General features: G+C 53.5%; 21 protein-coding genes and 1 pseudogene. 8 read left to right on the forward strand and 14 right to left on the reverse strand.

What is annotated here, in order from left to right:
• The first annotated feature begins 34 nt into the window (after positions 1–34).
• Together HCX89_RS11685 and HCX89_RS11690 are read left to right on the forward strand one after the other, a co-directional pair.
• Positions 35–325 (forward strand): DUF134 domain-containing protein, encoded by a 291-nt coding sequence (locus HCX89_RS11685; protein ID WP_025888568.1) that lies wholly within the window; start codon positions 35–37, stop codon positions 323–325.
• Positions 322–894: a NifB/NifX family molybdenum-iron cluster-binding protein gene (locus HCX89_RS11690; protein ID WP_101059221.1), complete on the forward strand. Its 573-nt coding sequence runs from the start codon at positions 322–324 to the stop codon at positions 892–894. Before HCX89_RS11685 ends, HCX89_RS11690 begins: the two co-directional genes overlap by 4 nt.
• An 87-nt stretch (positions 895–981) precedes the next feature.
• Here HCX89_RS11690 and HCX89_RS11695 read toward each other — a convergent pair whose 3' ends face one another.
• Positions 982–2,280: a DUF5666 domain-containing protein gene (locus HCX89_RS11695; protein WP_167716147.1), complete on the reverse strand. Its 1,299-nt coding sequence runs from the start codon at positions 2,278–2,280 to the stop codon at positions 982–984.
• A gap of 406 nt (positions 2,281–2,686) precedes the next feature.
• Between HCX89_RS11695 and HCX89_RS11700 the strand changes: the two genes are divergently transcribed.
• Positions 2,687–2,950 (forward strand): hypothetical protein, encoded by a 264-nt coding sequence (locus HCX89_RS11700; RefSeq protein WP_037474925.1) that lies wholly within the window; start codon positions 2,687–2,689, stop codon positions 2,948–2,950.
• Positions 2,951–3,180: 230 nt separating this feature from the next.
• The gene (locus HCX89_RS11705; protein ID WP_025010350.1) at positions 3,181–4,410 is read left to right on the forward strand and encodes a dicarboxylate/amino acid:cation symporter; all 1,230 of its coding nucleotides are present in this window, start codon (positions 3,181–3,183) and stop codon (positions 4,408–4,410) included.
• A 75-nt stretch (positions 4,411–4,485) separates the two neighbouring features.
• Here HCX89_RS11705 and putA read toward each other — a convergent pair whose 3' ends face one another.
• The 4 genes from putA to HCX89_RS11725 form a co-directional block, all read right to left on the reverse strand.
• A complete protein-coding gene (gene putA, locus HCX89_RS11710; protein ID WP_025010351.1) occupies positions 4,486–7,677 on the reverse strand; it encodes a bifunctional proline dehydrogenase/L-glutamate gamma-semialdehyde dehydrogenase PutA in 3,192 nt (1,063 codons plus the stop codon).
• A gap of 255 nt (positions 7,678–7,932) precedes the next feature.
• A complete protein-coding gene (locus tag HCX89_RS11715) occupies positions 7,933–8,511 on the reverse strand; it encodes a TIGR04211 family SH3 domain-containing protein (RefSeq protein WP_025010352.1) in 579 nt (192 codons plus the stop codon).
• A 127-nt stretch (positions 8,512–8,638) separates the two neighbouring features.
• Positions 8,639–9,907, reverse strand: a complete 1,269-nt coding sequence (locus HCX89_RS11720) for an inorganic phosphate transporter (RefSeq protein ID WP_028780527.1) — start codon at positions 9,905–9,907, stop codon at positions 8,639–8,641.
• A 27-nt stretch (positions 9,908–9,934) separates the two neighbouring features.
• Positions 9,935–10,615 (reverse strand): TIGR00153 family protein, encoded by a 681-nt coding sequence (locus HCX89_RS11725; RefSeq protein WP_025010354.1) that lies wholly within the window; start codon positions 10,613–10,615, stop codon positions 9,935–9,937.
• Between the two features lie 232 nt (positions 10,616–10,847).
• On the opposite strand from HCX89_RS11725, the gene HCX89_RS11730 reads away from it, so the two are divergent.
• The gene (locus HCX89_RS11730; protein ID WP_037436941.1) at positions 10,848–12,332 is read left to right on the forward strand and encodes an inorganic triphosphatase; all 1,485 of its coding nucleotides are present in this window, start codon (positions 10,848–10,850) and stop codon (positions 12,330–12,332) included.
• Between the two features lie 79 nt (positions 12,333–12,411).
• Here the strand turns inward: HCX89_RS11730 and HCX89_RS11735 are convergent, their stop codons facing one another.
• The 8 genes from HCX89_RS11735 to HCX89_RS11770 all read right to left on the reverse strand — a co-directional run bounded on the left by HCX89_RS11735 (position 12,412) and on the right by HCX89_RS11770 (position 19,078).
• Positions 12,412–13,209 carry an ion transporter gene (locus HCX89_RS11735; protein WP_144191759.1) on the reverse strand — a complete coding sequence of 266 codons (798 nt, stop codon included), beginning with the start codon at positions 13,207–13,209 and terminating at the stop codon, positions 12,412–12,414.
• A gap of 71 nt (positions 13,210–13,280) precedes the next feature.
• Entirely contained in the window at positions 13,281–13,607 is a 327-nt protein-coding gene (locus HCX89_RS11740; protein ID WP_025010356.1) for a hypothetical protein, read from the reverse strand.
• Between the two features lie 6 nt (positions 13,608–13,613).
• Positions 13,614–14,264, reverse strand: coding sequence for a hypothetical protein (locus HCX89_RS11745; RefSeq protein ID WP_101059218.1), 651 nt, complete (start codon positions 14,262–14,264; stop codon positions 13,614–13,616).
• A 6-nt stretch (positions 14,265–14,270) separates the two neighbouring features.
• Positions 14,271–14,960, reverse strand: a complete 690-nt coding sequence (locus HCX89_RS11750; protein ID WP_025010358.1) for a PspA/IM30 family protein — start codon at positions 14,958–14,960, stop codon at positions 14,271–14,273.
• Positions 14,961–14,971: 11 nt separating this feature from the next.
• Entirely contained in the window at positions 14,972–15,385 is a 414-nt protein-coding gene (locus HCX89_RS11755; RefSeq protein ID WP_025010359.1) for a YjfI family protein, read from the reverse strand.
• A 79-nt stretch (positions 15,386–15,464) separates the two neighbouring features.
• A complete protein-coding gene (locus tag HCX89_RS11760; RefSeq protein WP_129979129.1) occupies positions 15,465–17,192 on the reverse strand; it encodes a polyamine aminopropyltransferase in 1,728 nt (575 codons plus the stop codon).
• A gap of 4 nt (positions 17,193–17,196) precedes the next feature.
• Positions 17,197–18,096 carry a DUF350 domain-containing protein gene (locus HCX89_RS11765; protein ID WP_025010360.1) on the reverse strand — a complete coding sequence of 300 codons (900 nt, stop codon included), beginning with the start codon at positions 18,094–18,096 and terminating at the stop codon, positions 17,197–17,199.
• A 31-nt stretch (positions 18,097–18,127) separates the two neighbouring features.
• Complete coding sequence (locus HCX89_RS11770; RefSeq protein WP_025888554.1) at positions 18,128–19,078, reverse strand: hypothetical protein; 951 nt, start codon at positions 19,076–19,078, stop codon at positions 18,128–18,130.
• Between the two features lie 236 nt (positions 19,079–19,314).
• On the opposite strand from HCX89_RS11770, the gene glnE reads away from it, so the two are divergent.
• The 3 genes and pseudogenes from glnE (at position 19,315) to HCX89_RS11785 (ending at position 23,481) form a co-directional block, all read left to right on the forward strand.
• Positions 19,315–22,170 (forward strand): bifunctional [glutamate--ammonia ligase]-adenylyl-L-tyrosine phosphorylase/[glutamate--ammonia-ligase] adenylyltransferase, encoded by a 2,856-nt coding sequence (gene glnE, locus HCX89_RS11775; protein WP_115389209.1) that lies wholly within the window; start codon positions 19,315–19,317, stop codon positions 22,168–22,170.
• A gap of 83 nt (positions 22,171–22,253) precedes the next feature.
• Positions 22,254–22,466: pseudogene (locus HCX89_RS11780) on the forward strand (GGDEF domain-containing protein); the annotation flags it as partial.
• Between the two features lie 226 nt (positions 22,467–22,692).
• Complete coding sequence (locus HCX89_RS11785; RefSeq protein ID WP_082052689.1) at positions 22,693–23,481, forward strand: sensor domain-containing diguanylate cyclase; 789 nt, start codon at positions 22,693–22,695, stop codon at positions 23,479–23,481.
• Between the two features lie 21 nt (positions 23,482–23,502).
• On the opposite strand, the gene HCX89_RS11790 is transcribed toward HCX89_RS11785, so the two are convergent.
• A complete protein-coding gene (locus HCX89_RS11790) occupies positions 23,503–24,375 on the reverse strand; it encodes a LysR family transcriptional regulator (RefSeq protein ID WP_167716149.1) in 873 nt (290 codons plus the stop codon).
• Between the last annotated feature and the right edge of the window lie 92 nt (positions 24,376–24,467).

Below are 24,467 nucleotides of genomic sequence, written 5' to 3' on the forward strand. Positions count from 1 at the left end.
TTGGCATATGCTAATAACCAATAAGGATACTCCCATGCCCAGACCCAGAAAATGCCGCCGCCTGCAGCATGGCACGCCCTGCCGCTTCTACAAACCCAACGGCATTCCGGCCTCAGCCCTGGAGGCGGTCGCCTTGGCGGCCGATGAGTTTGAGGCCCTGGCGCTAGCCGACTTTCGCGGTCTGGCGCAACAAGAGGCCGCCGAGCAGATGGGGATATCCAGACAGACCTTTGGCAACTTGATTAAGCAGGCACGCCATAAGCTGGCCAAGGCCCTGATAGAGGGACAGATGCTGGAGTTGCCCCACACTGAGGAACAGAGATGATAGTGATACCCTTGAGCCGGGGCCGCTTGGCCGGGCATTTTACCAAGGCCAAAGAACTGGCCTTTTATGATAACCACCATAACCACTGTTTTACCCTGGATAACCCGGCAGTCGCAGGCGGTAACTGCGCCGCCAAAAAGGCGATGCTGCAACTTATCAAGGACAAAGGTGGCCGCATTGTGTTGGTGGATCAAATCGGCGAGCGAATGTTGGGTAAGCTGCTCGATGGCGGCATCAGCGTTTGTCGGCCAGGCAAAGAGAGCTGCGATATCGCCGCTTTGCTGGTTGCGGCCAGCGATATTCAGTTGCGGCTGACCAATGCCGCGGCTGGACGTCCATCACTCAAACATCAAGCCAAAGGAGGTTGTGGTGGCGGCTGTGGTTGCCATGGTCATAATGAAACCGGCGCAGCTTGTCATGGTGATGATCATGGCCATGAAGCGGATGCGAAAGGCGGTTGTGGCGGCTGTGGCTGTAAGAGCCGCACCGAGGCCAAACTAAAACCTCTTGGTGACCCGTTAAACCAGCAAGGCAAGTTGAGTTACGCAGGCTTCAGGCCTTTGCGATAAAGCCGTCTACAGAAATAGATACAAGAGTGCCGGCAGAAAGCCGGCACTCTTTTGCCCAAAACCTTGGGTTAGCAAAGTCTTGCGCTATCAATCATCCAGGCGGCACTGGCTCAGCAGTTCGCCACTGAAGCGGCATTCCAGGTCGACCCTCTTGCCGATATGAGGCTTGAGGCTGTCGTCGCTGGCCTTATAACCCCAGAGGCTGGCGCCTTGACCGTCATCATTGACCAAGCCCTTGAGCTCTATGTCCGCTTCCTGCACCTCAGGTTCGATTTCCATTACCAGGAATTGGCCATTTTGCTCTGATCCTTCAACCTGTACCCAGGTGCCGTTGAGGCTGGCTTGGTTCAAACCATCTTCAAAGCGGGTCTGAGGCGTCAGTGTCAGCACTATGCCGTTGATGCTGAATACACCGGCCTCATACACTGCCTTGCCTTCAACCTCGAAGCCGTGGCCTGCAATTACAGGAGGCTGACTCTGTTTCTCAAATTCAATTTCGATGGCCTTCAGCTCTTGAGTATCGTCTTGCCACAGGCCTTCCACATCGACCAAGGCACCGGGTTTGAGATCGGCAACAGTGCCATCTTCAAAGAGAGTCTTGCCATCCAGTGTCACTTGCCATTTTTGGTTCAGGGTAAAGCGGGTTTGCAACTCGTTGACCCAGGTAACCTGACCTTCAAGTTCCACCTCAGTGCCGTTGTCCAAATCCGGGGCGCGTTCGACTTCCACTTCAGAAGCCAGTAATACTTCACCCTGATATTGACCTTCAACTTCTACCCAGGAACCATTGGCCAGCGTGCCTTCTACCTGCACGGCATTGGCACCATAGTCCACCTGCATGCTACCGATATAGAACTGCTTCAGATGGGTGTCCAGCTTGCTTACCCGGCCTTCAACTTCCATCTCTTGCCTGTCATTGTCGATAGCAAAGTAGGTGGCCTTGAACTGGTTATCACTCAGGTTATAACCACTGATCTCAACTATGTCACCGGCCTTGATTTTACTTATGTCCAGCCCAGTCACCCGGTAGCCGGCCACAACAGCTTGCTCGCCATCAATAGCGCTCACCGGGGAAACCAGCACAGGGTCATAATCCACGCTGGTGGCACTGCTGCCATCTGTCTTGATGTTGAGCTGCATACCGGGTTTCAGCTCGGCGACACTGGCCTTGGTTTCATTGATTTCAACACTGGCCCGGGCCGCCGGGATTTCTACACCATTGACCCAGAGCTTATCCGTATCGACCTTTTGCAGGGTACCTTGGATAGTCTTGGCCAAAGTGGAAACCGGCGGTTGGGGATCGGGATTGTTCGGCTCATTGGAGTCTGAACCGCCACAGGCGCTCAGTCCGGCAACGAGAGGAACCAGCCATATGCTTCTTTGCATTCTGTTCTCCTTAGGGTCATGGATTTCAACAACGGCGGCAGAATAAACAACTGCAGATGAGGCCAAGATGAGGAGGGAATTAAACTTTGTTAATAATCGGGTGTTGCCGTTAATAAATAGCGGGTTACTGTGAAAATCCCCGTGCTGTAGTGGTTTTTTTCTGAAGCGGTTATGGGAATAAATCTCTCATATTGGCCGCAATTGAGGCACAAACATGCGGTTGCAGCGCAATCAATGCGCTTTGATGTTTTTTGCCTTGTAGGAGCCAGGCTTTTATCCCGTAGGAAAACATTAATAGCTAAAAAAGAGAACAAGTTACTACTTGGCTCAACACCTTTTTATGGCTAAAGTTATCTGTATTAGGAAAGTCGTGACAATGATGTCCACCCTCAATCAGGAAGATACTATGAACCCTACCAAAGAAAGCTCCTTGGATTTGGAAGTGATCAGTTTGCTGGAAGACAAGCAAAAGATTCTTGCAATTAAACACCTGCGTGAACGTGAGAACTTGAGCCTAAAAGAGGCAAAGAGGAAGGTGGAAGACTATTTGCAGGGGCATCCGGAACTGGAATTGGCCGACCAAGAGCCGGGGAGCGGCAATGCGATGGTCTGGATAGTGCTGGTGGCATTGGCCGCAGCGGCAGCCTTGGCAGTTTCTACTCAGCTGTAGGCTTTGAAATATCTCTACTTCTGGCCGCTGAAATCCAAGTTTTTTTAAACTTTCCTCATTTCTAGGCAAAGAGAATTGAATTTTTCCAATTCTCTTTGCATCTTTTGCCATTTTTGACTAATTGTTGAGCCTGAGTCGAGAAAACTCACGGAAGCGATTGGCTTGAATGTGGTACCTTTGCCCGCTTTGATTTTGACAAGATGACGCCCTTGTGCGGCGGGGACATAACAATGAATAACAAACACTGGATTGGCAATATCGGCGTGCAAGTCGTGATTGCCATGTTTTTGGGGGCGGCTGTCGGCTGGTGGTTGGGCAAAGATGCCAGCATGTTTGCCCCACTGGGGACTATTTTTATCCATCTAATCAAGATGTTGGTCATTCCTCTGGTATTGGTGGCCATCATCTCCGGTGCCGCCAGCCTGGGGGATACGCCATCGGCGGGGAAAATCGGTCTCGGAACATTCGGCTTCTTTATTGTGACTTCGGGCATTGCCGTGGCGATGGCATTGGCGCTGGGAAACCTGTTTGAACCGGGCAAGGGTGTTGATTTTACCGCTCACAGTATGACGGATCTGATGGAGGTCACCAAGGAGCAGGGCGATCTCCCCGGGGTGATGGATACCTTCATCGGCATGATACCAACCAATGTGTTTGAGTCGCTTACCGGCGGCAATATTCTGCAGATCCTGGTGTTCAGTATCTTCTTCGGCATAGCACTGACCAAGGTCAAGGGCGATGGTGCCAAGCCGATCCTCGGCGCGCTCAACGCCATCACGGAGGCCATGGTATGGATGATCAACTGTGTGATGCTGGTGGCTCCCATAGGCGTATTCGGTCTGATGGCTGACTCAGTCGGCACCTTTGGTTTTGAAGCACTGGAGGTGGTATTTAAACTGTTCATCGTCTTCGTTGGGGCAATTTTGATTTATGGTTTCATCTTCTTCCCCTTGGTGGTGCAACTGTTTTCCAAGGTGTCGGCGGCACGCTTTATCAGTGCAATGAAAAAGCCACAGGTCATGGCGCTGTCCACCGCTTCCTCCATGGCAACCTTGCCGGTGAATATGGAAACCTGTGAGCAGGAGTTGAAAGTCTCAAAAGCCACGGCTTCTTTCGTATTGCCGTTGGGCGCCACCATCAATATGAGCGGCAACGCCATCTATTATGGTTTGGTCGCCATGTTCTTTGCCCAAATGTATAACATTGATCTGAGCCTTGCCGCCTATGCGGCTATCATCTTCACCTCTACCTTGGGCGCTATTGGCCAGGCAGGGGTGCCGGGACCTTCTTTCCTGGTGGTGGCCGTATTACTGGCGGCCAAGATCCCTATTGATGGATTGCCACTGCTGTTTGCCCTCGACAGGGTATTTGACATGATACGTACATCGCTGAATATTACCGGCGATGCAGCCTGCGCTCTGGTGATGGACAACTTTTGTCCCGAGGAAGCCAAGAGCTGATAGCGCGAGTTTGTTTGCCGCGAGCAGGTAATAAAAAGCCAGGAAACTATTCCTGGCTTTTTTCATGGGTGGAGATTATTCCGCATCACCCAGTGACAGCAGAGTGGCATTGCCACCTATGGCTGTGATGTTGTTGGTGCGGGTCTTTTCCGTCATAAAGCGGGTCAGGTAGTGTGGCCCGCCAGCCTTGGGGCCTGTGCCGGAAAGCCCCTGACCACCGAAGGGCTGCACACCCACCACGGCGCCAATCTGGTTACGGTTGATATAGACGTTACCTACATTGACTCGGTCGGCAACGCTCAGGGCGTGGCCTTCATTGCGGCTGTGGATCCCCAGAGTCAGACCAAAGCCTGTGCTGTTGATATCGGCAATCACCTTGTCCAGCTCTGAGGCTTTGAAACGGATAACGTGCAGTATCGGGCCGAAATGTTCTTTCTCCAGCACCTTGATGGAATCGATTTCCACCGCGGTTGGAGCAACGAAATGGCCATCCTTGCAGTCAGCGGGCAGCTCCACCTGTTTGATAAGCTTGCCTACCTGTTTGATGTGCTCGATATGAGCGTTGAGATTGGCCTTGGCTGTGGCATCGATCACAGGGCCGACATCTGTCTTCACTGAACCTGGATAGCCAATGCTGAGTTCATCCATGGCACCCTTGAGGATCTCCAGTACCCGATCGGCGATATCTTCCTGCAGATAGAGTACCCGTAGCGCCGAGCAGCGCTGGCCGGCACTGGTAAAGGAAGAGGCAACCACATCGTTGACCACTTGCTCCGGCTGGGAGGTGGAGTCCACCACCATGGCATTTTGACCACCGGTTTCGGCGATAAGCGGAATGATGGCGCCTTCGCGGGCAGCCAGAGCGCGGTTGATCACCTTGGCCGTGCCGGTAGAACCTGTGAAGCATACGCCGCCGATACGTTCATCGCTGGTCAGTGCGGCGCCGACACTGGCGCCTGTACCCGGCAGGAATTGCAGCGCTTCTTTGGGGATCCCGGCTTCATGGGCCAGTTGTACGGCGCGGTAACCCACCAGGCAGGTTTGCTCGGCAGGTTTGGCGATAACCGTGTTGCCGGCAGCAAGGGCAGCAGTCACCTGACCGAGGAAAATCGCCAACGGGAAGTTCCAGGGGCTGATACAGACAAACACACCGCGGCCTTGAACAAATAGCTCGTTCAATTCACCGGTTGGCCCAGGGAGCAGTTCGGGCTTGCTCATCATCTTCTTGGCCTGCACCGCATAGTAGCGGCAGAAGTCGATGGCTTCACGGACTTCATCTATGCCGTCCTGCAGGCTCTTGCCTGCTTCCCGGGTACAGAGCACGATCAGTTCTTCGCGATTTTCTTCCAGCAGGTCGGCCAGTTTTTGCAGCGCGCTGGCGCGCTTTTCCACCGGCGTGCGACACCAGGCTGGGAAGGCGGCGACCGCTGAACTTATGGCCTGCTCGACGGCTTGGTTGTCGGCAAAAACCACCTGACCGACGGTTTGTGTCGTGTCATAGGGGCTGACAACCGCCTTTGACTCGCCGCTCAGGGTTTCACCATTGATCAGCGGGCCGCCATGCCATTGATGAGTCTTGAACTGATCCAGTGCTGCGAAGAAGGGTTCGGCTTCAGAGAGAATGTTCATATTGAGTCCCTTGGAGTTTTTGCGTTCACTGCCAAAAATGTCGGCAGGCTTCACTATCTTGTTATTGGCCAGGGTTTTGTATTGTTTGACTGTCACCAGAGGGTGGGTGATCAGTGAATCGATCGGTGTCTTGGGATCCACCAACTTATGCACAAATGACGTGTTGGCACCGTTTTCCAGTAGACGGCGCACCAGATAGGGCAGCAGATCTTTATGGGCACCTATCGGGGCATAAATTCTGACGGTGCGAGCTCGGCTTTCCGCCAAAATAGTGTCGTACAGTTCCTGTCCCATGCCATGAAGACGCTGGAATTCAAACTCACGATCGCCGGCCATATCGCTGATGGCCGCGACCGTCTGGGCGTTATGGCTGGCAAATTGTGGATAGATGGCACCACGGGTCTTGTCCGACAGCAGGAAACGGGCACAGGCCAAATAGGAGAGATCCGTCCCCACCTTGCGGGTGTAGAGAGGGTAACCGGCTTCACCTGCCTGTTGAGCCCACTTGAGTTCGCTGTCCCAATAAGCGCCTTTCACCAGTCGCAGCGGGATTTCATCGCCTTGCTCTTTGGCAAGCTTGGTCAGCCACAGGAGTACAGGCAGTGCCCGTTTGGAGTATGCCTGCACCACTATTCCCAAAAGGCCCCAGCCCTTGGCGGCTTCTGAGTTGTATAGCTTGCGGAACAGCTTGAGCGACAACTCAAGACGGTCTACCTCTTCGGCATCGATAGAGATACCGACATTCAGGCTGCGAGCCTGCTCAATCAGTTTGATCACTGTGGCATACAACTCGGACATGACTCTGTCTTCATTGGCCACTTCATAGCGGGGATGCAGCGCCGACAGTTTGATGGAAATCGTCGGTCTGGGCGCCTGGGATTCATCGTACTGCTGGGCTCCCAATTCGCTGATGGCGTGGGAGTAATCCTGGAAGTATTTCTGGGCGTCTCTCTGGGTCAGTGCGGCTTCACCCAGCATGTCGTAAGAGTGGGTATAGCCCTGCTTGCGCTTGTCTTCACTGTTTTTCAGCGCTTCTTTAACTGTGCGGCCGAGTACGAACTGCTTGCCCATGATCTTCATGGCGGCATACATGGCTTGACGGATCACCGGCTCACCCAAGCGATTAACCAAGCGCTTCAATAAGTTGCTTGGACTGCCATCCAGGTTGCGATCCAGTTTGACGATTTTGCCCGTCAGCATCAGGCCCCATGTCGAGGCGTTGACCAATACAGAATCACTCTTTGACAGATGCTCGTCCCATTTGGCACCTGATAGCTTGTCTTCAATCAGGGCATCGGCCGTTTCCGGATCCGGGATCCGCAGCAGGGCTTCGGCCAGGCACATGAGTATGATGCCTTCCTGAGTCTCAAGGCTGTATTGCTGTAAAAAAGCGTCTATACCTACCATCAGACCTTTTTTGTCATATTGACGAACCTTGCTGACCAAGTCGTGGGCGCGACGGGTCACACGCTCTATGGTTTCGTCACTCGACGGGACTAGCTTGATCAGATCGGACAGATATTGCTCTTCGTCGACAATATAGTTGTCACTGATGGCTTTAAAGAGTTCGTCGAGATTGGCGCTATCATAGTGGCCTGCCAGAACTTCACTCGCTTTGAACATAGTTATCGCTTCCATCTAAGCCGGTTGGGGGGCAGTTAAGGACTGCTCGAATTACCTGGAATATGTCTGACGCAAAAGACGCTTTATTATTTTTGTATACAATATTGGCGCTTGCGCGCGCCGATTATACAATCAAAATGTGATCTGTGACACCAATCTTGGTGGGAATGTGAAAATTGTTTAATTGGCTTTACGTACCCCAGCTGTAAAGTCACATAAACAAAAGGCCAGTGGTTTTAAACACTGGCCTTTGAGAAGGGAAAAATGCTATTACATCCAACGATCTTTCTTGCGTCGCTGTGGTCTTGGCATGTAAACCAGAATGACCCCGAGGATTAAACCCAGGGCGGCGATGAGTCCGCCTTCCTGCCACATACGGAAGCGTTCATTGTCTTTCATCGACTTGAGCTTAGCTATGGCTTCATCGCGTTCTGTGCTGGCTTCAGCCAGTTCCGCCTGGGCCTTGCTCAGCTGAGACTTGAGGCTGCCAAGCTCGCCCTTGAAGTCACCATTTTCGCTCTGAAGTCCTGTGAGCTGGCCTTTGGCTTCGGCCAACTGGCTTTCCAGTTCTGAGACGCGAAAACGCAGCGACTTGTCCTTGGAGATCATGCTGGTCAATACCCAGCCTTCACGATCCTTATGGTCGATAATCTTGGTGTAATCGCCTTGGCGCTCAGGCAACACGCTTATCTGCTGACCGGCTTCGACACTACCCAGGATCCGGTATTGAGTGCCGGGTCCACCATGAATGTAGATGAAGACATCGTCCGAAATATAGCGCGTCTGGCCTTGGGCCAATAGGGTGGGAGACAGGAGCATCATCCCTATGAGAGTCAGGAGTCTTAACACTTAGTCATTCTCTGTCGCAAAATACTGCCCACATGCTAGGGATTTGAGGGCGCCAATGCAAGAGGGAAGTCATTCGACTTCCCTCTTATAATCATGATATTTACCGTGATTTCTACAGCTATTTCTGTTAGCCGAACACACCTTTAATGGTGAAGAAGAACAGAATAGACAAGCCGGCACCGGCTGGCAGGGTGACGACCCAAGAGACCACAATGTTGCGAACCACACCGATATTGATGGCGGCAATACCCCTGGCCATGCCCACACCCAGTACCGCACCCACCAGAGTTTGAGTGGTGGAGATAGGCAAACCTGTGCCCGAGGCGATAACCACGGTTGACGCAGCAGCCAGCTCGGCGGCAAAGCCGCGACTTGGAGTCAGGTGAGTAATATTTTTGCCTATGGTGGTCATTACGCGCTTACCGAATATGGCCAGTCCCATAACGATACCGACGGCGCCTAGAGGCAGAATCCACCAAACCAAAGCTGACTTAGAGCCGATTTCTCCGCCACTGCTGACTACAGAGACTACCGCGGCCAATGGGCCGATGGCGTTGGCCACGTCATTGGAACCATGGGCAAAAGCCATACAACAGGCAGTCACTACCATCAGGATTGCGAAAACTCTTTCCACGTTACCAAATTGAGTTTGGCGGTCATTTTTGCTGCTCATTTTCAGGCGGCTGATGGCAATTTTACCTGCGATACCCACCAGAACGGCAATCGCCAGTGCCAGCAGATAGGCTTCCACTGTGCTGAACTTGAGACCAACGTGTTTCAATCCTTTGGTGATGGTGACCAAAGACATTACAAAGCCGGCAAAGGCCATGTAGAAAGGCACATAACGTTTGGCGTTACCCAGAGGATCTTCGGTGTTGAAAATCAGTTTTTGTACGCTCTGGAAAATCATAAAGGCGATAAAGCCGGAAATCGCAGGGGTGATGACCCAAGAGCCAACGATACCAACGACTTTGCCCCAGGCAACGGCTTCAGTGCCCACGCCCACGGCGGCAAAACCTATGATGGCACCCACGATAGAGTGAGTGGTGGAAACCGGCCAGCCCAGAGCTGATGCGGCGACCAGCCAAATGCCTGCGGCCAGCAGCGAAGCTATCATGCCGTAGACCAGGAGTTCCGGCACTTCGGTAAAGTAGCTGGAATCTATGATCCCATTGCGAATGGTGCTGGTGACTTCGCCACCGGCCAGATAGGCCCCGGCGAATTCAAAGATCATTGCGATAATGATCGCTTGCTTAATGGTAATTGCGTTTGAACCAACAGACGTACCCATTGCATTCGCCACGTCGTTGGCTCCAATGCCCCAGGCCATAAGAAACCCGAAAACAGCCGCGATACCTATGAGCCAGGGGCCATAGGTGACTAATACATCAACCATGTTGTTACCTTGATAACCTTTTGTTTGTTAGACGCGAGCCAGCATCAGCTCAAGGCGGGAACCGACACGTTCGGCAAGATCTGCCAGGTCACCAACCCACTCAATTATCTTATAGAGAAACATGACATCGATAGGATTCAGTTCAGCTTCCATAGCGAACAGCTGTCGACGCACCTGAATTTGCAGATCATCAGTGTCTTCTTCGATGGCATCGAGTTCACTGATCATTTTGGCTACCAAATCCACTTCACGGCCACGGAAGCCTGCTTCCAGCAGATCATCGAGCTCGTTGATCGCTTCTTTGGCCAGGGCGACTGCATCCAGGCAGCGCTGCAAATAAGCGATGAAAGGGGTTTGGATGGTTTGAGGGACAAGCAGTTGGCGGCCGATGATTCGACCTGAAATATCTTTGGCTTTATTGGCGATTTTGTCCTGTTGAGTCAGGAGCTCCAGCAAGTCAGTCCTTTCTACTGGCATAAACAAACCACCTGGCAGTGTCAGGCGGATTTCGCGTTTCAGTGAGTCAGCTTCTTTTTCCTCTTGGCTGATCTTCTTGCGAATAGTGACCGCATTGTCCCAATCTTCAGCTATGGTTGCTTCGAAGAAGGGCACAAGTAACGAAGCGCAATCGTATACTTTGTCTATATGCTCTTGCAGAGGTTTTATCGGCGATTTTGCAAACACGCCTAAAATAGAGTTTACTGGCATAGCCGTTTACCTATTTAGGTTATTCCATTATTGGAAAAGCGGGCGAATGTTAACCCAAGCGTCCGCTTATTGAAACTGTGTTTTTACAGAAAACACGTCAGTTCTTATTCTATCGGGTTATATATCACCCGACAGGATAATCCTAGGTCATTTTTGTGACAACAATATGACATTGTGACCTCGAAATGACGAGATGATGAATTTTTGATGACAAAATGAGCAGTAGTGCACCATGGATGCCGACAATCAACAAAATGAGATAGAACTTAAGCTCTTTTTCCCCGCCACGGAAGTCAGTCGCCTGACCACATTTCTGAACTCCTTACCCGCTGCCACATCCCAAGGGTGCCAGCAGCTAAGTAATGGCTATTATGATACGCCCGAGCTGGCACTGCGTCAGCTGGATATGGGCCTTAGAGTCCGCGGATGTGATGGCAAGCGGGAGCAAACCATAAAAACGGCCGGTCGTGTTAGCGGTGGGATCCATAGTCGGCCGGAATACAATGTCGATATAGACGCCAATAGCCCGGTTTTGTCGCTATTTCCCGCCGAAATTTGGCCTGAGAATTCCGACATCGATGCGTTGCAGGCCCGGCTTACCTGCCTGTTTCATACCGATTTTCAGCGTTGCCGCTGGTTGGTGGTTCAGGGGGAGAGCCTGATAGAACTGGCTCTGGATACCGGCACTATCGCCGCCGGGGGCCAGAGCGAATCGCTTTGTGAGTTGGAGTTTGAACTCAAGCGTGGCCGGGCGGCCGATCTCTTGCCGTTGGCACAGCAGGTTGCTGCCAATCTGCCCATGCGTCTTGGGAAGGCCAGCAAGGCGCAGCGAGGTTATCGTCTGGCGCAGCAGGCCAGTCCGCTGGCGTTGGAGGCGCTGCAATATATCAGCCTGCCCTGCGACAGTGATATCAAAGCTACCCTCCTGGTGGTGCTGGAAACGGCGCTGGAGCGTTGGCAGCTGTTGGAGGGCATGATTGCCGAGAGTTTGGATGACCCGGCAGGGCAAGCGTTATTGTGGCAGCGTCTGCGCTCCTGTGTGCGCCTGCTGCGCTTGACCCTGGGCCAGTTTACTCTGGGCAACAGCCAGACAGATGCGGGATTTTCCTGGCTGGAGCAGCAACTCGCCTTTGTAACAGAAGCCAACTCTCTCACGCGTCTGGCCCAGGATAAATTGTTGCTTGGTAAGTTGGCCAATGCCGAGAGCGTGCGCGAGCGAGCCGTGCAACAGTTGCAAAAGATGGATTTCCGCAGCCGCTTGCAAGCGCTATGGCAGGATTGCCGTTATGGTCAGCTGCAGTTGCAACTGGTGAATATGTTGCTTGAGCTGGCCAGTGGCGAGATGCAGATAGCCGTGGCAGGGGGCTTGAAGGGAACCTGTGACGGTCTGCAGGAGGCTTCCTGGCAAAAACTGCTGGCGGCCATGCCGGGAGACGAACTCAGCCGTGATGATTATCTCAAGCTGGCAGCTCCCTTGGATGAAGGCATTCTGGTGGGGCTGGCCTATGGCAGTCTCTACTCATCCAAGGCTCGCGATAGTTTCCGCGCGCCCTGGCAGGACTTAAGTCAGGGGATCATCAGTCTTGGCGCTTATGCCATGGCCGAGCAGTTGGCGCCAGAGCTTGCCGAGGCTTTGGCAGACAAACAGCAGAGTCTGATTTTTGCCATGGAACAATCCCGCAAGATGGCACTGCAGCAGCAACCCTACTGGCGCTGATGCCTGGTAAGAGTTCCGGACGAATAGCCCGGAAGTAAGCACAAAGAAGGACGCCTCGGCGTCCTTTTTAGTCGATTGATTAGTCCCGTTGCTGCTGCGCCAGCTTCTGTTTCAAGTCGGCGATTTCCGTCAGCATCTGTTGTTGGTTGGCTTCCATGCGTTCGAGTACCAGATCCAACTCGCTCTTGATGACCTTGCTTTGGTTTTCCAGGCTCTCCTGCTCATCGGGAGCGACAAACAGTGATGCCATATAACCGGAAATAACCCCGAAGAAACTGACCCCGCAGACGATGACCACGCCACCTATTACATGGCCCACTGTCGTCACAGGGTAAAAGTCACCGTAACCTACGGTGGAAATGGTCACTATTGCCCACCAGATGGCGTTTTCGGCGGTTTGAATATTGGCACCTTCGACGCCGCTTTCCACCAGCAACATCAATACCGAGGCTATGGTGATGATGGTGACCATGGATACCAGCAAGCTGGCGATGGTGGCCTGACGCCTTTGCTTCAGCAGTGGCCCTATCAGGGAACGACTCATGCGAATGAGCCTCAATACCCTGAGGATCTGAAATAAACGGGCAAAGCGCAGTGCTTCAATCGCCGGAATACTGGCGACAAAGTCGACCCAGTGAGACTTGATATAGGTGAGTTTATTCTCTGCCCGGAACAGACCCACCAGGAAATAACTCATAAAGATAAAGCAGATACCCGTATCGATATAAAACAACAACTTGTGGGTTTCAGGATCGACAGGGACAAAGGTCATGATAAGGATCACAACCACAGAGATCAGCGACAACATCATCATCGCCAATTCGAAAGGGGAGACCTGAACAGGCGGTTTCAGGAACCAGCGAGATTTATCCGGCATTGGTTCTTCCATTGAGAAACTTTGTATCCTTTCAGGGTAAAAGACTTGCCGTTAGCTGTAAACGCGCTTGTTTATTGCTCGTCTACGAATTGTACCAGGTCTTCCAATACCCGTTTTTTGATTTCCAATTGCGCATCCGGAGCAAGGCCGTATTTTTCGGCGAGCTGGACATAATCGGTGGGGCTGAGCGAAACGGTTAACCGTGGCCGCTTGGGACGCTTGGCCACGGATAAACCCAATATCATGCGTATCTGATCTGAAGGGCTGACACCTGTATCCAGGGCCGCCTTGCGGATGGAGTATTGAAACCTTTCATCCAGATCAAAAGCTACCTGAGTCGCCTTGGCAGCCTTTTGGTTTTGTAACCATTTTTCCGGATAAGGGTGGTTCTTGCTCATGCCGCATTATTCTCCTGGCCAGTAGTCACGAATATCGCTGAGGGGGCGGTAAAGGGTCAGCGCAACGTCGGTTTCGCCGCCTTCATAGACTTCGATATCCAGAGCGCGAGATTCATCGTCATCCAGCAACTGATAGCTTTCGAAGGCATCACCTGTTGCACCGTCAGCATCCTGAGGCGGCCTGAGTCCACGGTAATCTTCCCGGTGGAAATAGCCAAACTCAGCAAAACTGACCTGATGGTAGTGTTTCCCGAGCCATTGCTCAAGCATCTCAGTCTCGGCAGTGAGTGCCTTGGTACTCAGCTCAGCTTTCCCCGGCTCATCGAAGATCGCGGAGAAATCATCCAGATCGAATAAGGCATCGACCTGAGCGCGGCTTATCTTCAGCGAGAAAGCCAGCCAGGTTTCGTCGTCTTCATCCAGCCCCAGATAGATGGCTTCGCCGCTGTGCCCCTTGAGTTCCCATTCAGTCGACTGACTGCGCTGATACTCATAGGTATTGACGGCTTCGACCCTAAGCTGCTGCCCGCGCAGATGCGCGGGCAGGGCAAAGCTGTCATCAAGGGAGATCATATCGCCCTTTTGCAGCTCTGATGGGTGCTTAAGCTGACGCACTGGAGTTTCTTTTTTGCCAAACAGGCTGCCAAAGAATCCCATAGGTTATCAGCCTTTCTTGGCTTTCAAACGCTCGAGCACATCGCTGGCGTTGCTCTTCTGCTCGCCGATACCGGCTTCAGCCAGCTTGGCTTTCAGCGATTGGTCGCTGTTCTCGGCTTCCAGGTTTTCGGCAGCCTTCAAGCGGTCGTCAAACTGTTGCTGACGTGCCTTGATACGCTCCAGTGAGTCTTTGGCGTTGAGCAGCTTGGAGTTGCTTGACGCGAAAGAGTCGGTAATGGAAGCCGTGGCCTTTTGCACGCTTTCAGTGGTCTTGACCATGCTCAACTGACGCTGATAGTCGGCCAGCTGACGTTCGGTCTTCTTCACCAGATCTTTCAGGCGGGCAGCATGGGCGCTGAAGCTGTCGTTGGCAGTTTGTTGCTCGGCCAGTTCCATTTCCAGCTGGGCAATTTTCTCGGCCACTTCCAGTGCCAGAGTTTCATTGCCTTTTTCCAGTGCCTGAGTGGCATAGCCTTCATGCTCGGCGACAGCACGCTTAATGCGATCGATTTCACGGCTGGCTTGCATCTCTTTGGCCATCACATCTGTCAGTTCACGCTTGGCCTTGGTGAGGTGTTTCTCGGCGTCACGGATCTCCTGTTCGAAGATGCGGGTTGAGTTGGCATCCACTATGCTTTGGCCGACTTCGTTGGCCCCACCGCGGAATGCTGTAAGAATTTTGTTCAGTATGCCCATGATTTGGCTCCTTATTTCAAAAAGTCGACCAGTTCGTCAATGACTTCGAGACAGTTGTCAGACAGGACAGAGAGTTCCTGCTCTATTTCCAGCATGCTCGATTGCAGGGAGAGTGCACCGTAAACCACATATTTATCGTCAATCTTGGCGAATGAAGACAGTGGCATAGGGATGTTGAGTTCCAACATGGTTTCAAACATCTCGGCACGGCGTTCCTGCTTGAGTTCATCCTCTCCCCAGAGATAACTGATGCAGAGGATTTGGTTTTCCGTTACCGAAACAAATACGGGGATCTCTTCACGGCCAACCACATTGACCTGCAACACTTCTACATCCCCTTCAATGGGGTAACAGTCAAACTGGAACCCAGTAGAGCTGTTGTCGCCAAGTCCATTTAAATGATTGGCAATAGTGTGAATATTCATATTTGTCCTCTTTGACATATTATGTCTGCGTTTAAAGATAACACCGAGACATAATATGTCAAGCGTTATCTTTGCCTGTTTAAAAGGTTGCTACACCCTGTTCATCTGTCCATGCCTGCAGGTGGTAGTAATACAGCTGCAGTGAGCCTATGGTGTTGGGCTGAACCTGGTCCATCTTAGTGTAAAACTGTTTCGGAAACTCGAAGGCTCCGCGAATAAGCCCGGGCGTCAACCAGTCATCCTCTACCGGCAGTTGCTGCATCTGCTGCAGCCGGCTCTTGGCGTCCTGGCCATTGAGTGTCCCTATGGTCCAGCCCCATTCGCCAAAGCTGGGCACATTGTGGTGATACTGATTCACCTTGAATCCCGCCAGTGCCAGGGTCTTGCCTACAGAGATAAAGGCCTTGGTCGCATGGTAAGGCGAGGTGGACTGTATACTGATGGCCCCATCTGCGCTCAAAAGTTCCCTGAGTTTTTTATAAAACAGGTCTGAATAGAGCTTATTGAGATCCGGATGTGAGGGATCAGGCAGATCCACTATGATGGCATCGTACTTATCGCCGCGGGCCAGCAAGCGGTCGACACCGTTAAAGGCATCGTCGAAAACCATTTCCACCCTGGGATCGGCAAAGGCGTTGCCGTTGAGGCCGAGCAATGCTGTCCTGAGATCTTCCGGTACTTCAGCCCCAGGTTCTTTGAACAGTTTGACCATCTCGGCATCGAGATCCACCAGAGTGACCTGCTTGGGTTGCCATTTCAGTACCTGTTTCAAGCCCAATCCATCACCGCCGCCTATGATCAACACCTTGTCGTGACGGGCACTGGCAGCCAGAGTCGGATGTACCAGAAAGGCGTGATAGATATGCTCATCGCTGGAGGAGAACTGCAGCCGGCCATTGATATAGAGGGAGTAAACAGGCGGCAGATGGTTACCCATCAGGCGCTTGGTCAGTGTCAGTTGCTGAAACCGGGTAGCCTTGGCATAGACCACCTTGTCTTGATACAGGAGGTTGTTGAATCCTTGCTCCCAGGTCGGCCCCTTGATGGCCAGCATCAGCAGCACTCCTGTGGCCAGTACGTGTGCCGCCAGTAACCAGTTGGCGGCGCGGATCCTGTCCCTGAAGCGGATGATAAAGATAAACCCGGCCAAGAGGTTAAAGGCGGCGGTCATGGCTGCAGCCAGCTGGATATCCAGCGCCAGCATAAAGCCGACCCAGAGCGCCGCACCCACACCAGCACCTATATAGTCGGCGCCATAAATGGTGCCGGCATTGTGCAGCAGGTGTTCATCGGACAGTGCCTGACGCACCCTGGCAATGAGCGGGATCTCCATGCCTATCATCAAACCGAGCAACACACCCCAGAAATAGGGCAGGTAGCGGGACAACTCCTGAAAACGGCCGATAAAGCCACCCTGAGGCAGATGATCCGGCGGTAGCCCCAGGGTTCGTCCTATCAGTTCCGGCAGCTCGTGGCCAAAGCCGATGACGGCCGCGGTGATCAGAATCGCCAGTGAGCCCAGCAAGGCGACAGTCAATTCCAATACTGCAAAGCCGCTGAAGGCGCACTTTATCTTGCGGGCGGCAAAGGCCCCCAAGCCCATGGAGACTATCATCAAGCCTATCATGGTGTAGATGGCCGCCTCGAGGGCGCCCAAAATGCGCCCGGCATAATGGGAAAGCAGGTATTCGTATATCAGACCACAGGCCGCCAGTACCCCCATGATCCCCAGAAGCAGGGCATCATCGAGGGCACCTAAGTGACGTCTGTTGGGCTCTTGGGTGTTGGCGTGACTACTTAATGCCACGGGATCAGGCCATCAAAGCGGTGAGGATCAGCGCAACCGCTATGCTGATCGCCATTTCAACAGCGGCCAAGCCTATGTTGTGCTGCTTCTCCACCTCATCGGCGAGGTCAATTTTTGCCAGCACCAGGAGTTTGACCAAGGGTAGCAACAGGCTCAGTACCACCAACATAATGAAGGAGAACACCAGCCAGCCAAGGGCGTTGGTGACATAGGCTTCAGGGCTGAAGACGATAAAGTGACTGGCGGCATTGAAGCTCAGTGCCATGGCGATCATCGCCCCGGCATGGCGTATCGCCAGGGCGGTATTTCCCTGCGCCAGCGCTTGCTGCATTGAGCTGTCCTGGTTGCGGGCGGCGTAGCGATTCTCTCTGAGGCGGGTCAGCAACACCAGCATCAATTGAGAAATAGCAAAGGCGCTGAGGATGGCAATAAAGGTATCCAGGGTCAGATCTTCGGCCCATAGCAGCACGGCGCGGATAATAATCGCAGTGGCGATAGCGGCCGAGGCATCGACTATGGCAACCGACACATTGCCTTTGAGCACCAGGGCATTCTTGTCGATATTATTCAAGGCGATTTTATCGTGCAAAAAGCGCCCCAGTTTGATTAGCACTAGACCAAACAGGCCGTAGGCGCTCATGCCGATGGCTTCCTGCAGATAACTGTGAGCGGCGGCGCCGGTAATGGCGCCGGTCAGTACTATACCCAGTGCCGCCACAGCGCCGGCGGTGCTGATGCCGAAGGCGAAGTTGTCTCTGACTGCCAGCTCTTCACTGCTGTTTACCCGAACACTCCAGCCCTGCAGGTAGCGGGTCAGAGTGAGCAGTACCACGGCGATAGAAAGGTCGATGGCGAGTATGACGGCCAGTTCCTGAGTGATGCCGAATTCCTGAAATAGAGTCATGTTCATTCCTTAAGTTGTGATCCTGGCTGAGTTATTTGCCCCGGCTGACACCACGGCTGGTGCGACTGCCAGAATTACGGAAACTGCTGTCTTTAGAGTAATTTGAGCGAAACTTGCTGGCCGATTGTCCACTGCTGGATGGCTTGGGTGCGGCGCTGCTCTGACGAGAGAGGGCGCTGGAGCCGGAGCGGGACTTGGCATAAGGGCTGTCAAAGCGTTTGCCTTGAGAGTCGAAACGTTTTTTGGTGCGCTCATAGACCTGGGTTTGGGCCTTGGCCTGCTTGGGGGAGGTATAGCGATAGCGCCCCACATCATTGTAGTAGCTGTAATCCCTGCCTCTGGACCAGTTGTCATAATAAACCGGTCTGTGGAACAGGTTGGAAAACATGGAGTACATGCCATACCAGGCCCAAAAGGACATGCCGTTGGAATCGGTTTGCCACTGGCCATAGGCGGGGTTACCCACTAACTGGCTGCCGGCACCAAAGTCTTCCGAGCCATTGGCCAGGGTTGAAGCCTCGCGGCTGATGGCGTTGACCCTGGCGAGTTTGCCCTCTGACATATCGGCAATCACATTGACGGGATCTGACAGCATGTCGTTGAACAGGCTAGAGTCCAGCGCTTGATAGAGGTTGTTTCCCTCTTCCAACTGTTGGTCAAGATTGACAAAGTTGCTCGCCACCTTGGCGTCTTTCACCCTGCTTTCCAGTGACTTGTACAGTGGTCCCTTACTGGTGGCATCCAGTGTCAGTTGCTCCACCAGCGGCTGTAGCTCCGGCCGCTGCTGCGCCAGAATTTGACCATACTGTTTGAGTAAGATGCCATTGCGCAGCTGGTCTTTGTCCAGCATCTGGCCGAGTTTTTCCAGACGTTGGTCATTCAGCTGTTGCAACTGGGCAATCTGCTCGGGTCTGTCGTCACCGCAGGCTGTCAGTGATAACAGCATCAGCAGACTGAGAATACGGATCAGCATTCCTGCCATGTTTTCTCCATTATGATAAGCACTTGAGCCCGGCAAACGGTGCTAAAACCTCTGGTCCCCGTAGGCCGTCAGTGCAAGTTGGTGTAATCTGTGCACAGAGTATCACCCACAAGAATTGGGGTGAAGTCAGAATCATCTGCATCGGCCGGTTAAAATCCATGTCGAGCGGACGTTTGTGCGGCAAAGATGACATAATATGTCTAAATGGTCTTGAATACAATCGAACAGGGATAACTATGGAATTGGGGTGTGACAGTCAAAAGCCGTTTTCCGAGTTGCTGTGCAAACAGGCCGGTAAGCATTGGCATCTGCTGGTGGAGCGCTGGCCTGAGGTGGTCACCGAGCTCAGCCTCATAGAGCAGCAGGAGCTGCAGCGGGTTATGGGCCTGAGTGATTATGTTGCCACTCAGCTGTGCCGCCACCCTGAATGGATTGCCCCCTTCTTTAGCGGCCAGCTCACTCGCCTGGATAGACAAGACTTTGCCGACGAAATCCAATCCCTGCTCGACCCTGTCACCCAGGAAGAAACCGCCAAGTCAGTGCTGCGAAACTATCGCAACCGGCAAATGGTGCGCCTCGCCTGGCGCGACTTCATGGGTTATAGCCCGCTGCAGGAGTCACTGCTCGATCTCTCTGTATTGGCAGAGGCGCTGATCATCGGCGCCAGAGACTGGCTCTATCGCGAAATGTGCCAGAGTCTGGGAACCCCCTGTGACTGCAACGGCAAGCCACAACCTTTGATGATCCTGGGGATGGGTAAGCTGGGCGGCCGTGAGCTGAACTTCTCATCTGATATCGACTTGATCTTTACCTTTCCGGAACACGGTGAGACCCAGGGCGGTCGGCGCAGCCTGGATAACCAGCAGTTCTTTATCCGCATGGGGCAACGCCTGGTCAATCTGCTGGGGCAGGTCACAGTCGACGGTTTCGTGTTCCGTGTCGACATGCGTTTGCGCCCCTATGGAGAGAGTGGCCCGCTGGTGGTCAGCTACAGCGCCCTTGAGGATTATTATCAGGAGCAGGGGCGTGACTGGGAGCGTTACGCCATGGTCAAAGCCCGCGCGCTTGGTCCCTGGACTCAATACTCGGATGAGCTTCACGACCTGCTACGCCCCTTTGTTTACCGGCGTTATATCGACTTTTCTGCCATAGATTCCTTAAGGCGGATGAAGCGCCTGATTGCCCAGGAAGTGCGTCGACGACAGCTCAAGGACAACATCAAACTCGGTGCCGGCGGTATCCGCGAAGTGGAGTTCGTGGTGCAGAGTTTTCAGCTTATCCGCGGCGGCCGGGAGCCGGCGCTGCGCAGTCAAAGCCTGTTCGATGCCATAGATACCCTCTTTAGTTTGGGGCAACTTGAGTACCTGGCAGTAGATGAACTCAAGCAGAGTTATCTGCTGCTGCGCCGGGTAGAAAACCTGTTGCAGGCCATAGGGGATAAACAGACCCAAACCCTGCCGGATAACGGCCTGGATTGGCATCGTCTCTGCTACGCGTTGGGGATGGCCAATGAGGCAGAGCTGCGCAGTGAGGTTGAGGCCGCCATGTTCAAGATTCATCGCCATTTTCGCGATACCGTCGGCGGTGATGAAGACAATGAGGAGCAAAGTGATAGCTGGGCCTGCCAGCTCTGGGTCTGTGACAGCGAGGAAGACATACAATCGCTGCTGGCCGAGCGGGGCATAGAAGACAATGAACTCTGGAGCAGTCTGGCTCATTGGCGCGAGACGGTATCACGCCGGGCCATAGGGCCAAGAGGGCGGGATACCCTGGATAAGCTGATGCCGAAAATGCTTGAGGAGCTGACGCTGCAGCCCAATCCCGGCAAGGCATTCAAGCCGGTAACCGGCGTACTGGAGCAGATCCTGACCCGTACCACTTATCTTGAACTTCTGTGTGAAAATCCCGGCGCCCGCCAACAATTGGTGAGCCTGTGTTGTGCCAGTCCTTGGATTGCCCAGCAGCTGGCGAAATTCCCCATGTTGCTGGATGAACTGATCGATCCGGCGCAGCTTTATGACACCACCTCTCTGGATGACTACGGCAGTGAACTGCGCCAATACCTGCTGCGGGTTCCGGAAGAGGATATGGAGCAGCAGATGGAGGCGCTCAGGCAGTTTAAACTGTCGCAACAGTTGAAAATTGCCGCCGCGGATGTCACCGGGGTCTTACCTATCATGCAGGTCAGCGATCACCTGACTTTTCTTGCCGAGGCCATCATAGAGCAAGTGGTGCAACAGGCCTGGCAGCAAATGACAGAGCGCCACGGCGTGCCGCCTGGCCTGGCTGACGGCGAGATAGGTTTTGCCGTCGTCGGCTATGGCAAGCTGGGGGGCATTGAGCTGGGCTACGGCTCGGATCTCGACCTGGTGTTTCTGCACAATGCCAAGGGCGGCTCGACTGACGGTGACAAGCCGTTGGATGTAGGGCACTTCTATCTCAAACTGGCGCAGCGGATATTACACCTGTTTTCCACCCGCACCATGTCGGGCGAGCTTTACGAGGTAGACATGCGCCTGCGACCATCGGGCGCCTCCGGGCTCTTGGTCAGTGAAATTGGGCATTTCGGCGAGTATCAGCAGCAGGAGGCCTGGACTTGGGAACATCAGGCTTTGGTTCGTGCCCGCTTTGTCTTCGGTGATAACGCCTTGGCGCAGGAATTTCAGGCGGTGCGTGACAGCGTGCTGCGCCAAGCAAGAGACAGGAAACAGCTGGCCAGCGAAGTGCGTGAGATGCGCCTCAAGATGCGCGACCATCTGCTCAAAGCGCCGCAGGGAATGTTCGATCTTAAACAAAGCGTTGGCGGTATCGCCGATATTGAGTTTATCGCTCAGTATTTGGTGCTGGCCCATGCCCATAAGCACCCCGAGCTGTGTATCTGGTCTGATAATGTGCGGATTTTTGAGGTGTTGGCCGAGCTTGAACTGCTGCCCTTGATGTCGGCGCAGCATCTGACCCAGGCCTATTGCATGCTGAGGGATGAAAACCACAGGTTGACTCTGGCCGGTTTGCCTGGGCTGGTGGCACAGGAAAAAGTGGCGGAGCAGGCCGAACGGGTCAGTAACATCTATGAGCTTATCCTGGGGCAATAGTTTACCGGTGCGCTCAGGCTATCTATAGTTAACGGAGAAGTTTTGTCGATTGCTTTGCCTGAAGCCACTGTTGAGGAATGCCTATGCCAAGACCCCCAAAGCCCTTGGATGAGCCACTAAGGCTGGCTACCCTGCAAGGACTCGGGGTGTTGGATACCGAAGCAGAGGAGCGCTTTGATCGCATCAGCCGCATGGCGCAGCGACTGTTTGAAGTGCCCATCTGTTTGGTTAGTCTGGTTGATGCCAAACGACAATGGTTCAAGTCCAGCTTAGGGAAGGTGCGAATAAGTCCTCGCGGCACTCTGGCTGACACAGCAATTGGCGTTCAAGGCATCTGACTGAAGGCATGCCGGGGCCTGTCGAAGTCAGATAACGCAGAGAGCCGGTTGCTGTGAAAGCCCCGAAGGGCGTGGCTTACAGGCCTGCCTGCTGTGTTGTGCTTCTTGCAAAGGACTAGGGCCATTTGCTGCGAACCACGCCTTGCATCCAGGCCTGTAAGCCGACGCAGAGCACGCATGGGACTTGTTCGCACCTTCCTTAGGTATCTCCCTCAGGGAGACACCCAGAGATCAGTCGTTTTGTGGTCATGCCATCCTGTCGCCTGAATCCATGCTGATCCCGGATACTCTCAAGGACCCTCGTTTTGCCGACAACCCTCTGGTTACCGGCGCTCCCCATATCCGCTTTTATGCCGGTTATCCTTTGACTATGCGCAATGGTTGTCGGGTTGGCACCTTCTGCATCATAGATGTACGCCCAAGAGAACTGTCCCAGGAAGATAAGCTGTGTCTGGAAGATCTCGGCCATATGGTGGAAAACGAACTGCAGCATATGGAAGAGGTCTGTCAGGATGAACTCACCGGCGTGGCCAACCGCCGGGGCTTTGAGTTACTGGGGGAGATGGCACTGTCTTCCTGTTGTCGTGAAAGTTTCTACGGTGCCTTGCTGTATCTGGATCTCAACGAATTCAAGCCCATTAATGATACCTATGGTCACAGTGAAGGTGATGCCGTGTTGCAGGCCTTTGCCGCCATGCTGGTGAGCTGTTTCCGCGAGTCGGATGTGGTAGCCAGGCTTGGAGGTGATGAGTTTGCCGTACTGCTGACCCATTTGCGACCATTGGATGTCAGGGCCATCAAGTTGAGGTTCCGTAAAGCCTTGGCCGAACTCAACTTCCGCTTGGCAAAACCCTATCAGATCCGTGCCAGCCTCGGAGAAGCCCTATACGATCCGGCCCAACCCAGGAGCTTGGCCGAGTTGATGGCTCAGGCCGACGGCTTGATGTACCGCAGAAAGCCGGGGCGCGATTAGCTGGGTTTGCGTTTTGTTTTCTTAAGTAACCATCAAGTCATTGCAACGGGCGACCAAGTCCTGAATTAACCGCTTGCCCATATGGTTCAGGCTGGGCGCAGCATGCAGTACCAGTTCCATCGGTAATGGCGGTGGCAGAGTCTCTTGCTGAATATGAGCGTCTGTGAGCAGGCGTTTGGGCAACAGGCTCACTCCTATGCCTGCGGCTACAGCGGCTTTCACCTGTGACAGTGAATTACTGACTTGCACCATTTGCCACTCTATCCCGGTTTCATCAAGCAGCTGGATCATCTCACTTCGATATAAACCACCATTGGGAAAGGCAACCAAAGGTAGCGGGCGCTTTTCTGCCAGCGAGTGGCTGCGACTGTCGAACCAGCAAACAGGTTCTGGCCAGCAGGTGACGCCGCGACTGGCGCCGAGGCGTTGTTTCACCAGCACTATATCCAGTTTGCCATCACGAAATGCTTCATAAAGGCCTTGGCTCAGCCCAGATGTCAGTTCCAGTTGTAATGTCGGCTCCTGGCGTTGCAGCTCGGCCAACACCTGGGTCAGTACCTCACCGGCAAAATCCTCCGGCACTCCCAATCGAAGTGGGGTAAACGCCTCTTGTGTTCGACCTCCGGCTTCCCGCATCAGCGCCAGTATCTGTCTGGCATAAGTAAGCAGTCGCTCACCTTCAGGTGTGGTTTGGGCATAACGGCCACTGCGATCCAGTAAAGGATAACCCAATTGTTGCTCCAGACGGCGAAGCTGCTGGCTAACTGTTGACTGGGTCAGGTGAGTGGCGGCCGCGGCGCGGGTGAAACTGCCACTGTCGGCGACGGCGACAAAGGCCCGCAGTAATACAGGATCGATCAGTGCCAGGTTGGCGGGAGAATGAGGTGTTTTCATCAGTACCGGATTAGTGAGAATTCCACTGATGAATATTTCATTATTTAATTTCCAAATCAAATAGGCAGTTTTTAGACTGGATGGAAAATTTG

It is taken from the genome of Shewanella sp. Iso12 (assembly GCF_012030025.1).
GTDB lineage: Bacteria > Pseudomonadota > Gammaproteobacteria > Enterobacterales > Shewanellaceae > Shewanella > Shewanella algae.

Excerpts from the sequence above, each read along its gene's own strand:
- HCX89_RS11685 (WP_025888568.1), top strand. The coding sequence starts at position 35 with ATGCCCAGACCCAGAAAATGCCGCCGCCTGCAGCATGGCACGCCCTGC.
- HCX89_RS11690 (WP_101059221.1), top strand. The coding sequence starts at position 322 with ATGATAGTGATACCCTTGAGCCGGGGCCGCTTGGCCGGGCATTTTACC.
- HCX89_RS11695 (WP_167716147.1), bottom strand. The coding sequence starts at position 2,280 with ATGCAAAGAAGCATATGGCTGGTTCCTCTCGTTGCCGGACTGAGCGCC.
- HCX89_RS11700 (WP_037474925.1), top strand. The coding sequence starts at position 2,687 with ATGAACCCTACCAAAGAAAGCTCCTTGGATTTGGAAGTGATCAGTTTG.
- HCX89_RS11705 (WP_025010350.1), top strand. The coding sequence starts at position 3,181 with ATGAATAACAAACACTGGATTGGCAATATCGGCGTGCAAGTCGTGATT.
- putA (WP_025010351.1), bottom strand. The coding sequence starts at position 7,677 with ATGGAAGCGATAACTATGTTCAAAGCGAGTGAAGTTCTGGCAGGCCAC.
- HCX89_RS11720 (WP_028780527.1), bottom strand. The coding sequence starts at position 9,907 with ATGGTTGATGTATTAGTCACCTATGGCCCCTGGCTCATAGGTATCGCG.
- HCX89_RS11725 (WP_025010354.1), bottom strand. The coding sequence starts at position 10,615 with ATGCCAGTAAACTCTATTTTAGGCGTGTTTGCAAAATCGCCGATAAAA.
- HCX89_RS11730 (WP_037436941.1), top strand. The coding sequence starts at position 10,848 with ATGGATGCCGACAATCAACAAAATGAGATAGAACTTAAGCTCTTTTTC.
- HCX89_RS11735 (WP_144191759.1), bottom strand. The coding sequence starts at position 13,209 with ATGCCGGATAAATCTCGCTGGTTCCTGAAACCGCCTGTTCAGGTCTCC.
- HCX89_RS11740 (WP_025010356.1), bottom strand. The coding sequence starts at position 13,607 with ATGAGCAAGAACCACCCTTATCCGGAAAAATGGTTACAAAACCAAAAG.
- HCX89_RS11745 (WP_101059218.1), bottom strand. The coding sequence starts at position 14,264 with ATGGGATTCTTTGGCAGCCTGTTTGGCAAAAAAGAAACTCCAGTGCGT.
- HCX89_RS11750 (WP_025010358.1), bottom strand. The coding sequence starts at position 14,960 with ATGGGCATACTGAACAAAATTCTTACAGCATTCCGCGGTGGGGCCAAC.
- HCX89_RS11755 (WP_025010359.1), bottom strand. The coding sequence starts at position 15,385 with ATGAATATTCACACTATTGCCAATCATTTAAATGGACTTGGCGACAAC.
- HCX89_RS11765 (WP_025010360.1), bottom strand. The coding sequence starts at position 18,096 with ATGACTCTATTTCAGGAATTCGGCATCACTCAGGAACTGGCCGTCATA.
- HCX89_RS11770 (WP_025888554.1), bottom strand. The coding sequence starts at position 19,078 with ATGGCAGGAATGCTGATCCGTATTCTCAGTCTGCTGATGCTGTTATCA.
- glnE (WP_115389209.1), top strand. The coding sequence starts at position 19,315 with ATGGAATTGGGGTGTGACAGTCAAAAGCCGTTTTCCGAGTTGCTGTGC.
- HCX89_RS11790 (WP_167716149.1), bottom strand. The coding sequence starts at position 24,375 with ATGAAAACACCTCATTCTCCCGCCAACCTGGCACTGATCGATCCTGTA.